Genomic DNA, 11,210 nt, shown 5'->3' with positions numbered 1-11,210 from the left:
CATCTTTAACTCTGGTTGAATAATCGATCACTCCCGATCGCCAAAAAGCGATCAATTATTCAGCAAGCCCTAATTATTTTTACGCATATTCCGAAGACAGCAGGAACATCATTGCGTCATATTCTCATGCAACAGTATGGTAAAGATGCTGTATTTATGTTTTATGATGATCCAACTGTAACGACAAAAAATGCAGATGAATTACTTAATGAACTGAGAAGTTATTTTCAGTATCTTCCTGACGTAAACGATCGAAACTTTAATGGCTTGGTGAAGCTGAGAGCCATTAGCGGACATAAACCTTTTGGAATTCATAATTTATTGCCTGTCGATACTTTTCATTATATCACGCTCTTGCGCGAACCAATAGAGCGAGTCATCTCTTTTTACTACCACGTATTCGGCAGAACGGAACATAGCCTTGAAAGTTTAATCTCTTGGAAACAATCAATAGAATTTGATAATTTGCAGGTGAGAATGCTATCGGGAGCTGGCTGGAAAGTACCTTACGGTCATTGTTCCTGTAATATGCTAGAACAAGCTAAACACAACCTACTTCACTACTATACTTTTGGCATTCAAGAGCGGTTTGCTGAAAGTTTAGGAACTTTCAGCAGACATCTGGGTTGGTCGCAAATTCAAATGGTTGCAGAAAATGTCGGGATAAACAAACCGAAAACTTCTAATATTAATCAGCAAACTTTACATTTAATTGCCGAACAAAATCTGCTAGACATAGAGCTTTATCAGTTTGCAAAACAGTTATTTGAGGAACGACAAAAAATTTTAAGCACTTAAGATTTTTGCTGAGTGGAGCCATGACAAGTATCCAAAACAGGATATTCAAGATGGTAAAATATCTCCCCCACAGGAAGAGCAAGATACCGTAGACAGAGTACATTTGGCGTTAGCTTAGATGGAGAGCAGTGGATAAATTATATCGAGCGACATTCTGAACTCGTACAAGAATTAATGAAGTTAACTCGAAATAAACGTCGTTTTTATCAACAGGGAAGAAGGTCTACAATCCTGATTCGGTCTATTCATAGACCAATACGGTTCAGTTAAGGAAAATTGTAGCGAAAATGTTGGGCGGAGTGAAACGGAGGGTTCGTTCCTCAACCCAACCTACGCACTACGCACCATCTGTTTTTTTAGCACTAACTTAACCGTATTGACTAATAACCAATCACCAAGGAATAAGAACTAAGGACTAAGGACTAATGAGTCCGTTTTTGCTCGCCCCTGCCGCGCAAATATTCCGCTAAAAATGCCAATCCTCCCGAACCTACTATCAACAGCACACTGAGAGCATTAATATCAGGTTTTACCCCAGTCCGAATCCGGCTAAAAATTTCCATCGGCAGAGTTGTAGTCCCGCTACCTGCGGTAAAACTCGCAATCAAAAAATCGTCCATGCTGAGGACAAAAGACAACAGACAACCTGAAACAATTCCGGGTATTAATTGAGGGAGCAAAACCTGAATAAAAGCTTCAACAGGCGTTGCACCCAAATCCAAGGCAGCCTCTTCTAAATACGGGTTTAAATCGGCCAATCTAGTAGAAACAGCTAGGGCGATGTAAGCCAGACAAAACACAATGTGAGCGGCGACTATTGTCCACAAACTCAGAGGAATAGCCAGCGCAGCTAAAAATACCAGAGTAGCAACTGCGGTCGCAATATCTGGAATAATAATCGGCAAGTAGGAAACTCCCTGATATAAACTCTTGCCAGGAAAGCGGTAGCGGGCTAAACCAACCGCCATCAAAGTGCCGAGTACAGCCGAGATTGCAACTGCACAAACAGCAACAGTTAAACTGTTTCTCAGGGCAACTAAAATCCGCGTATCGCTAAATAATTTAACGTACCAATCCAAAGTAAATCCTTCCCAACCGGCGCTAAAACGCGATTTGTTAAAGCTGTAAAATGTGAGTACCAGGATAGGCAGGTACATATAAAAAAACATCAAAACGGCAAATATTACCTGCCAAGAAATCTTAAATTTAGGTTTTAAGTACATATCGGCTTGTATTTCCTCCTGTGGATTGTCGGCGGTATTTTCCATTTCTCGGTAATCGGTAATTGGTAATTAGTAATTGGTTATGGAACAGTCAACAGTTAACAGTCAACTAACTTAAATTGCATTACGATCGCCATATTTCAGCAAAAGGGCAATTCCTATACTCACTACAAAGATTAATACCATACTCAGAGCCGAACCCAGCCCCCAATTTTGAGTCGCCCCCAAAAACTGATTGTAAATTAAACGAGCCGCCGTCATACTAGAAGCTCCACCCAGCAACTCCGGATCGACAAAATCGCCCAAACAGCTAATAAATACTAGCAAAGAACCCGCAGCAATTCCTGGCATCGTCTGAGGTACTGTCACTTTCCAGAAAGTTTCCACTGGATTGGCGCCCAAATCCTGAGATGCTTCTAGCAACCTGCGGTCTAACTTTTCCAAAGAAGCGTAGAGAATTGTCACGATATAAGGCAAATAACTGTAAGCCATGCCGATTAAAACTGCAGAACTTTGATTAAGCAATTCCAGAGGAGGAATGCCTACAAGTGCCAGCAGCGAGTTGAGAACCCCTGTAGGACGCAGAATTGTAATCCAAGCATACGATCGCAACAGTGAAGAAGTCCACAGCGGCAACACAAAGCCTAACAAAGTTAAATTCCGCCACTTTTTCGGGACATTGAGGGCGATCCAGTAAGCGACGGGAAATCCCAGCAGCAAACACAGAATAGTAGTCCCCGTGGCGAAAAAGAGCGATCGACCCATCACCTGCAAATTCAGCGGCTCAAACACTCGCAGGTAATTGCCGATTCCCGAAGGATTCACCAAATCTCCTGGCTTAATATTCGGCACCAAACTAAGCTGAAAAATCACCAGGGTTGGTATGACTAATAATAAAAGCAGCAACAAGCCAGAAGGGCCCAACAATGCCAGTGGCCCCGCCCAAGCAGACCACGGGGAAACAGTTTCAGCCTTCAATGGAGAATTGGGAGGAATAGGAGGGGGAGTTCTAGTTGAAACAGCCATAGATCAATTTTTTTGAGTTTTTAACCGCGGATTAACGCGGATATAATACGGATAGACTGGGCGATCTGCTGTGCGGGGGCGAGTTTGTGTAAATATTGGGTTATAATTAGAGATTGCGTGTAAAACCCGCCCTCGGCTTGATGATTAGCCGCTGGTTAATTGAGTCCAATAGCGATCGTAAACTTCCATAAATTTCCCTACAGGAGCCACACCTTCGCACTTTTTCAAAATATCTTCCGAAGGGAAAAGAATCTCGTTTTCGCGGACTTCCGGCGTCAACAAACTAAAAGCATCTTCCGAAGGAGTTGAAAAACTGAGGCGCTCTACTAAAGAAGCAGCGACATCGGCTTGCAGGAGAAAGTTAATCCATTTATAAGCTGCTTCGGGATTGGGAGCACCTTGAGGAATTACTAAAGTGTCAGTCCACAGAGAAGAACCGCTTTTGGGGACGATATACTTCAATTTATCGTTATCTGAAATTACTTCATTAGCATCAGAAGAATAACACATAGCTACCTTCAAATCCCCCGTCAGCATTTGAGGCCGCCAAGCATCAGTAGTAAAAGATGCGATCGCCGGTTTGAGTTCCACCAACTTTTGGTAAGCTTGTTTCACTTGCTCTTGATTTGTAGAATTCAGAGAATAGCCCAGCATCCGCAACGCAGCGCCCATGACTTCTCGAACATCACTCGCCAGCGTCATTCGCTTTGCTAACTCCTGTTTGTGCTGCCACAAATAGTCCCAATCTTCAGGAGCTTCTTTGAGTTGTTCGGTGTTGTAAATCAAGCCTGTGGTTCCCCAACTCAAAGGCACGCTGTAGCGGTTTCCTGGGTCATAGACAGGGTTTTGGAACTGTTTTTTTAGCCGATCGAGCCCGCCCAAAACCGAATGGTCTAATGGGCTCAACAGCCCGAGTTCCGTCATTTGAACCACCATGTAATCAGATGGGTAAATGATACTGTAGGCGCGGGCGCCACCGGCTTGAACTCTCGCCAGCATCTCTTCGTTGGAACTAAACACGTCGGCCACTACGCGAATGCCGGTTTTTTCGGCAAAGCGATCGAGCAAAGCTTCATCGGTATAGCCTGCCCAAGTATAGATGAAAAGTTTGTCTGCCGCACCTTTGACGGGAGGAGCAGATTGTACGTCTGCAAGTCGCCAGCCACAACTCGAAAGAGCTAAACCGGAAATTGTGGCCGCCGAATTTTTTAGGAACTGACGGCGTGTAGAATTAGCCGGGAAAATCCTGGAAATTGGTAAGTTAGTCGGAGGCACAGTTAGATTTTAGATTTTAGATTTTAGATTTTAGATTGGGGAATTGGGGATTGGGAAATTCGATTTTAGATTTGAGAATTTGTAATAAGGAATCATTGGTAATGGGGAAATTCTCCCATTCTCCCCCTCTTCCTTCTTCCTTCTTCCTTCTTCCTTCTTCCTTCGTTTCCCAATTAGGCTCGATCGGTCAAAGCGAGACAATCAGTAGTTCCCCAATAAGCGTAAATCGGCGTGTGCGGGTCTGGGAAAGAGCCACCGGTATTTGGCTGGCGTACAGTAATTTTATCGCCCGACGCCAACTCAACCACGTAATGAACGTGCGTCCCCATATACATAGTATTTTTGAGCCGCCCTTCAAAACAGTTGACCGACACTTCCGGCTGGTAGAGATTCAAATATACTTTTTCGGGCCGGACGCTGACCACCACAGAGTCGCCTGTGACGCCACTCCACATATCCGACTGCTGAACGACTATTTTCAGATTGGCTGATGTGCGAACTGTGATAGTCGATCGGTCGATCGATTCTACCGTACCCCCAAACAAATTCGTATCGCCAATAAAATCGGCCACAAAAGCCGTCTGCGGGCACTCATAAATTTCTTCAGGAGAGCCAATTTGCTCAATCCTCCCCTCGTGCATCACCGCAATCCGGTCAGACAGACTCATCGCCTCTTCTTGGTCGTGAGTCACCATCACAAAAGTCAAACCCAATTCTTGATGCAAATTCGACAGTTCCAACTGCATCTGCTTCCGCAACTTCAAATCCAGAGCACCCAACGGCTCGTCCAGCAGTAAAACCGCCGGTCGATTTACCAGAGCTCTCGCCAAAGCCACCCGCTGCTGCTGACCGCCCGACATTTGACCGGGAAACCTGTTGGCGAAAGATTCCATTTTCACCAATTGCAAAACTTCCCGTACCCGTTCTTCAATTTCTGCTTTCCCCAGCTTTTTGATCCGCAATCCAAAAGCTATATTGTCCCAGACATTCATGTGTCCGAACAAAGCGTAGCTTTGAAAAACAGTATTTACCGGACGGCGGTAAGCTGGAGTGTTGGTCATCGACTGGCCCCGAATCATCAATTCGCCCGCTGAGGGAGTCTCGAACCCAGCGATTAAGCGCAGCGTCGTAGTCTTGCCGCAGCCACTGGGCCCGAGGATGCTAAAAAATTCTCCTCGGCGGATGTTGAGGTCAACTCCGCGGACTGCGGTTTCGCCGTTAAATACCTTAAAGACCTTGCGGAGTTCAACGTCAAGCGCTGTATCCGTTGCTGTCGTACCTTGGTTGAGTGCTGTCTGAAACATATTCGCCCTTTCCTGGGGGTAATGCACGCCACTTAAATACAGTTTAAGTTTAGACTTGTCTGTATTTTAGGTGAGGAATGTTGGATGTAACAGGTTTTGGGATTTGTTCTTTAAATTCTATCCCAGAGCGCACCATTGTCAGCAACAGGCTTTCGGGCCTGTTCCACAAGAAAATGCACTCTTTGTGGAACAGGCATCTTGCCTCTTCATAAAAGGCTTATTGAGAATGGTGCAACATCTCCGATCGATCGGCCATCTATTGATTCTCAGGACTTGGCGTGGGAGAGGGTTTTTGCGGTTTCTCTGTTTTGGGTGCTTCTGCTTTTTTCCACTCTGACAAAGGTCGCTGAGTGGCATTTTTAAAGTCAAAAGGTACTAGCAGCACGGGCAAATTTTCGGCTGAATTTTGAGGGGGCGCTTCCGGCGGATTGGCTTGAGCGTACAAGAAGCGGCCGCTAAAGTCTGTTTTGCCTAAAACTAGGCGGTGAGTTTCCTGGTTGTCCAGTTTTACTGTGACTGTAGCTTGGGGTTGGTCGAGACCGAATTCTGGCAGTTGAGCAGCAGTAATATTAATCGTGCGATCGCTCTTTCCTGTTGCCAGCCTGTCGAGCAAAAAATCCACCGATGCCTGACTCGCGTGTGCTTGCACTGGCAATTTCATTTCCCAGCTAGACTTGCCTCCTTTTGTTTCATAAACTCGCTCAAAAGTCAATATTTTGTCGGGAGTTTTGACTGTAAAGAATTGTACGCGATCGGACTTAAAAGCAAAAATTTTCTGTTTTTCTTCCTTAGCGGCTTCCTGTTTCGGAGACACTTGCATCTCGAACAAAGCAACCAACCCCGTCATGCTCAGCGCGACGGCTATCAATACTAATGTATTTTTCTGCAATTTCATAGTAACAGCGAATTCGGCATGGTAATGGGGAATGGGGAATGGGGAATTGGTAAGAGACGCACCCTAGGGAAGTTAGGAATTAGGAACTTGTACGCTCGCGTAGCCGAAGTATTAGGAATTGACAATGGGTAAGGTGCGCCCGGTCGCGCACCTTGCGGAATTAGGAATTAGCAATTGGTAATGGCTAAGAGGTGAAAAAACCAGAAAGAGGCAAATAAATCCGTTAAATTCCTTAGAGAATTTGTTGGCGAACTTATCTTCTCTTCCACCAGATAGCGCCACCAATTCCCAGTCCGAGTAAAGGCCAAATTAGCCAAGCTAACACCAGCAATCCTACTTGGATGGTCGTCATGTTAATACGGCGGTTGGTAGCTTTTTTCGGACTGATAGAAAAGCTTTGCTGGTCGGGTTTACTCAACCAACTGACTGAATTGAGAAACACGTCGCTATTGAGTTGTTGGTCAAACCAACCGTTAGTAACAAATTGAGATGTGCCAATTATTACCATTCGCGATGTTTTTCTAGGAGTTGAAGGCGCGGAAGGAGTTGCGGTTGGACTGGGAGATGCTGTGGGAGATGCTGCAGGTGTTGGTGTTGGCGAACTTTCTGCCGATGCTGTGGGAGATGCTGTGGGAGATGCTGCCGGTGTTGGCGAAGTCGTCGGTAATGCTGGAGGCGTTGCTTCTTGCGAGACAATCACTGAATAGCTGATTGGGGAAGCTGTTGGCGAAGTTGTCGGCGATGGTGATGTTGTCGGCGATGGTGATGTTGTCGGTGATGGGGAAGTTGTCGGCGATGGGGAAGTTGTCGGCGATGGTGAATCTGTCGGCAATGGCGAAGGTGTCGGCGATGGTGAATCTGTCGGCGATGGTGAATCTATGGGTGATGGTGATGTTGTCGGTGATGGTGCAGTTATGGGTGATGGTGATGTTGTCGGCGATGCTTGGGGTGAAGGCGTGACGGGTGTTGGTGTTGGTGAAGGTGAGGGCTTTAAGGGAGTGCTGGCAGTGGACGATCGAACTAAAGCTACACCTAATAATAGCGGGCCTTGTCGATCGGTCTTTTGATCGAACTCCAATTTCTTAGTAGTCAAATCGCTTTCCGCCCAACTTTCCTGACTCGTCCAAATCAGCGGTTTTTCCTCTATCCCTTCTACTGGCGATGTTTCCAAAGCACGCGCAAACGGATAAAATGAAATGCCGGTACCAAAACTTTGAGTAATCGGATGTTCGCCGTAGCGCCTGACTGTGGGAACCGTGGGACCCAGGCCAAATCTTTGACCAGTTCCCGAAGCATCGATGGCCAAACGGGTGTCTAGTTTGACACCCCATTCTTGCAGCATTTTGTCCAATCCCGTATCAGTTGCCGGGTCTACCATTAACAATAAACTGCCGCCGCGATCGAGATAAGCTTTTAGTGCTTTAATTTCTGTATCGGAAAACGGTTTGTCCTGCCCCGGAACGATTAAAGCATCTGCATCTTCTGGCACTTCTTTTCGTTCGGTCAAATTCAGCGTTTGGGCGTTGTAGTATTTATCTTTCAGAGCTTTTTCAGCTTGCTGAATTCCGCCTTGACCTTCCTTTATCGGGCGGGCGCCTTTGCCTTGCAAAAAGTAAACTGTAGCAACGCGAGTGCTCAGGATTTCTTCTAAGCCATTGGTAAGTTTTATCTCTGAAAGCCCTTGATTTGGGTCGCTACCAAAAGCAGTGCCACCTTTTTGCAGTACCTGTTTTTTGTCTCCGGATTGCAGGTAAACTTCTCCGATGCTAGTAATACTAAATTCCCGCGCTTTTCCCGGTTGGGCCTGCGGGTCAACAAACTCAAATTGGAACTTTTCGCCTCCCTCGCGTTTGTAGCTTTGCAACAATTCTTTTATTTGCGGGTTTTGGATGGGGTCAAATACCCAAACTTTGACTGTTTGTTGCAGGTTTCGGAGTATTTGTTGAGTCTGCGGGGCAAGGGTAAATTGTTGGCTTTCGGTTAAGTCGATGCGGACGGGATAGCGAACGGCTATGAAGTTAATTACTCCGAGTATCACAAAGACGGCGAGGGTAGCAATCAGGGCGTTGGTGCTGGCTTGAGTGGAACGCTGCCCCCAAAAGCTTTGTTCGTAACTCAAATATAGCAGCCAAAGTGCGATCGTCACGGCTCCGGCAATAACTAAACCGACTGTCAGGGGGTCCCATACTCCAGATACAAGTGCTGCTGTTACCCCCGCTGCGATGAGGAGGGGACCCAGCAAAAAAACGTATTTCCAATTTGTTTTGCTAATTTTCATAAGGTAAATATTGAGGGAAAAATTTCCGGATCGAGGATGTTATTCTATATCGAATTAGCCTGCAACCATGCTGTTAAATCTGACGGTTTATTGAAATCCAGCACGGCATCTCCTAGTTCTTCTAATTCCTGTATACCTAATTGACGGATGCAGTTTTCGGTTTCCGGTTGTATTGTGCCTAAGCGCCGCACTAGCTGACGCAATATTAACGAGAGTTGAGCGGTTTTTGTCACCTGTTCTCTTGCTACATCTATGGCAATCTGCTGGTCTTGAATCCACAGTTCTTGGTTGTGCAATTCATTTAATTCTTGCTGAGTGAAGTTGTCCTCGTTGGCAATGCTAAAAGCTTTCTCAATTTCTGGTACAGCCCTCAATGTTTCTGGTACTGTCTCCAGAGTGCTGGTATTTTCGAGAAAGTAAATCCATTGGTCAGCGGTTGTTTCTAATGCTGCTAATTCCTTGCTAAATTTGGGCAGTTCGATAAATACTAATTCTATTTCAGTATCGGGATAGTCAAACTGTTGCTCTTTTTCTTGGAAAACAAACCGCGACATAAATTCTGGCTGATTTTCAAACATTTCAAAGTCGGCAATTTTTAAAGAAATTACTGTTTTTAGTCTTTCGTAGCGTTCTTTTCCTGTTAATTGCTGGCTGTAGCTTTTGGCAGCGTTGTACAAAACTCTATTGCCGAAGGAAGGCACGTTGAGGAGTTGAATTTCAACTAGGGCGATTCTGCCACCGTTAATTATGGCTTTTACATCTAGGTGTGTGTCTTGGACTCCGAGAGTTTGATTTTCTGGTTGGGAGTTGATTATTTCTAAGTCTTCGATGACAGGCTGTGCTTCATAAAGGATGGCGTTTAAAAAATTAATCAGGATGTCTTTGCTGTCGCTGGAACCGAATATTTTTTTGAACGCAAAGTCGATTTTTGGATTGATAAATCTCATTTTTCAAGTAATTAGTGGAATAACTAACATTAATTGGGGATTGGGAATGGGGCATTGGGAATTGGTGGTGTCTCCTTTAATGTGCAACTCTCCAAAATTTTTACTTTGCCACTCTTTCCTCTTTATTTTGCGAGGCCTTCCCCCATGTTTTTAAGAACGCTGATATCGCAAGGCATCTATGGATTGCGCGGTCAGAAATACTCCTAAAATGATGTAACTGGCAAACATAATTAAACTGCTGGTATCGAAAACTCCCTTGACAAGATTGGTGTAATTTGTTAGCAGCGACAAATGTCCTAATGCCGTTCCGAAGGAGCCACCGATAGCGACGGCGGCTGCATCGATCACCCACAGAAATAATACTAGAGTGAAGGTGAGGATGGCGGATAAAATTGTGCTGTCGGTGAGGGAGGAAATAAACATTCCGAGGGACAATACTCCTGCAGCTAGTAAGATTAAGCCGCCGTGTCCTAGCAGAAGAACTCCGGGGGGTACGGGTGGGGTTGATGAACTGAGGGCGATCGCCTCGCAGAACAGCAGGGGCACCAACATGGTGGTATAAAATGTTAAAACACCGAGGAGTTTGCCGGTAGCAACTGCCCAGTTTGTTAAGGGCGATGTTGCTAATAGTTCTAAGGTTCCACGTTTGCGTTCTTCTGCGTAAAGTCCCATTGAGAGTACGGGTAGTACGAACAATGAAAGGGAACCCATGATTCGCAGAAATAGTTGCAGAAATTCGTAGGCTACGTCGATGGGAGGTTCGGTAATTCCCATTTGGTCTCGCTGGCCGATTTGGGGAATTAACCCGTCGGGAGCGAGGAGGATGGCTATTAAAAAGTAGCCGGTGATTAGCCAAAAGACTGCTGCGATGGCATAGGCTAATGGCGATGCAAAATAGCTTTGTAGTTCTTTCCGGTAAATTGCGACAATATTACTAATCATTACTAACATTTAGGAATTGGGAATGGGTAATTGGCCCTTGGTAATTGGTTCATTCTGAGTCGCCGGCAGATGGTGTTTCGCTGCCGTCGCTATCCTGTTTTTTTCTTTCTATTTGTCGCTTTTTGCTAACTGGTTGCTGTTGTGGTCGAGAATCGCTACTCGGTTGTGGCTTTTTTTTGAGTGGTCGATTTTTTACAACAGGTTCGGATTCTGGTTGAGAATGTTCTAGCGACTTAGGCGCATCTAAAATCAGTTCGGGTTCTGGTTGAGAATGTTCTAGCGACTTTGGTGTATCTAAAATCAGTTCGGGTTCTGGTTGAGAAGGCTCGATCGACCTTGGTGTATCTAAAATCAGGTCGGGTTCTGGTTGAGAAGGCTCGATCGGCTCTACCATTTGAACAATGAGCTGATTTTCGACAATCGGTTCTGGTTGAGAAGGCTCGATCGACTTTGGTGTATCTAAAATCAGTTCGGGTTCTGGTTGAGAAGGCTCGATCGACCTTGGTGTATCTAAAATCAGGT

General features: G+C 45.4%; 9 protein-coding genes and 1 pseudogene. 1 reads left to right on the top strand and 9 read right to left on the bottom strand.

Going from position 1 to position 11,210, the window contains the following annotated elements; all coding sequences use genetic code 11:
- Nucleotides 1-15: 15 nt before the first annotated feature.
- Nucleotides 16-798, top strand: coding sequence for a sulfotransferase family 2 domain-containing protein (locus tag QUA45_RS25715; protein WP_333222577.1), 783 nt, complete (start codon nucleotides 16-18; stop codon nucleotides 796-798).
- Between the two features lie 422 nt (nucleotides 799-1,220).
- On the opposite strand, the gene QUA45_RS25710 is transcribed toward QUA45_RS25715, so the two are convergent.
- The 9 genes and pseudogenes from QUA45_RS25710 to QUA45_RS25670 all read right to left on the bottom strand — a co-directional run.
- On the bottom strand, nucleotides 1,221-2,066 hold the full coding sequence (locus tag QUA45_RS25710; protein ID WP_333094570.1) for an ABC transporter permease: 846 nt from the start codon (nucleotides 2,064-2,066) through the stop codon (nucleotides 1,221-1,223).
- A gap of 69 nt (nucleotides 2,067-2,135) precedes the next feature.
- Nucleotides 2,136-3,047, bottom strand: coding sequence for an ABC transporter permease (locus QUA45_RS25705; protein ID WP_333094571.1), 912 nt, complete (start codon nucleotides 3,045-3,047; stop codon nucleotides 2,136-2,138).
- A 144-nt stretch (nucleotides 3,048-3,191) separates the two neighbouring features.
- Nucleotides 3,192-4,322 carry a spermidine/putrescine ABC transporter substrate-binding protein gene (locus tag QUA45_RS25700; protein ID WP_333094572.1) on the bottom strand — a complete coding sequence of 377 codons (1,131 nt, stop codon included), beginning with the start codon at nucleotides 4,320-4,322 and terminating at the stop codon, nucleotides 3,192-3,194.
- Nucleotides 4,323-4,495: 173 nt separating this feature from the next.
- Entirely contained in the window at nucleotides 4,496-5,626 is a 1,131-nt protein-coding gene (locus tag QUA45_RS25695) for an ABC transporter ATP-binding protein (protein WP_333094573.1), read from the bottom strand.
- A 256-nt stretch (nucleotides 5,627-5,882) separates the two neighbouring features.
- Complete coding sequence (locus tag QUA45_RS25690; protein WP_333094575.1) at nucleotides 5,883-6,521, bottom strand: DUF4340 domain-containing protein; 639 nt, start codon at nucleotides 6,519-6,521, stop codon at nucleotides 5,883-5,885.
- A 253-nt stretch (nucleotides 6,522-6,774) separates the two neighbouring features.
- On the bottom strand, nucleotides 6,775-8,763 hold the full coding sequence (locus QUA45_RS25685; RefSeq protein ID WP_333222575.1) for a Gldg family protein: 1,989 nt from the start codon (nucleotides 8,761-8,763) through the stop codon (nucleotides 6,775-6,777).
- Between the two features lie 80 nt (nucleotides 8,764-8,843).
- Nucleotides 8,844-9,746 carry an Rpn family recombination-promoting nuclease/putative transposase gene (locus tag QUA45_RS25680; RefSeq protein ID WP_333094577.1) on the bottom strand — a complete coding sequence of 301 codons (903 nt, stop codon included), beginning with the start codon at nucleotides 9,744-9,746 and terminating at the stop codon, nucleotides 8,844-8,846.
- Nucleotides 9,747-9,896: 150 nt separating this feature from the next.
- Nucleotides 9,897-10,697 carry an ABC transporter permease gene (locus QUA45_RS25675; protein ID WP_333094578.1) on the bottom strand — a complete coding sequence of 267 codons (801 nt, stop codon included), beginning with the start codon at nucleotides 10,695-10,697 and terminating at the stop codon, nucleotides 9,897-9,899.
- 40 nt (nucleotides 10,698-10,737) lie between these two features.
- Nucleotides 10,738-11,210 (bottom strand): annotated as a pseudogene (locus QUA45_RS25670) (ATP-binding cassette domain-containing protein); the annotation flags it as partial.

The sequence above is a fragment of the Microcoleus sp. Pol12A5 genome (assembly GCF_036701435.1).
In the GTDB taxonomy this organism is placed as follows: Bacteria; Cyanobacteriota; Cyanobacteriia; order Cyanobacteriales; family Microcoleaceae; genus Microcoleus.
This window is presented reverse-complemented; position numbering and strand designations above follow the sequence as displayed.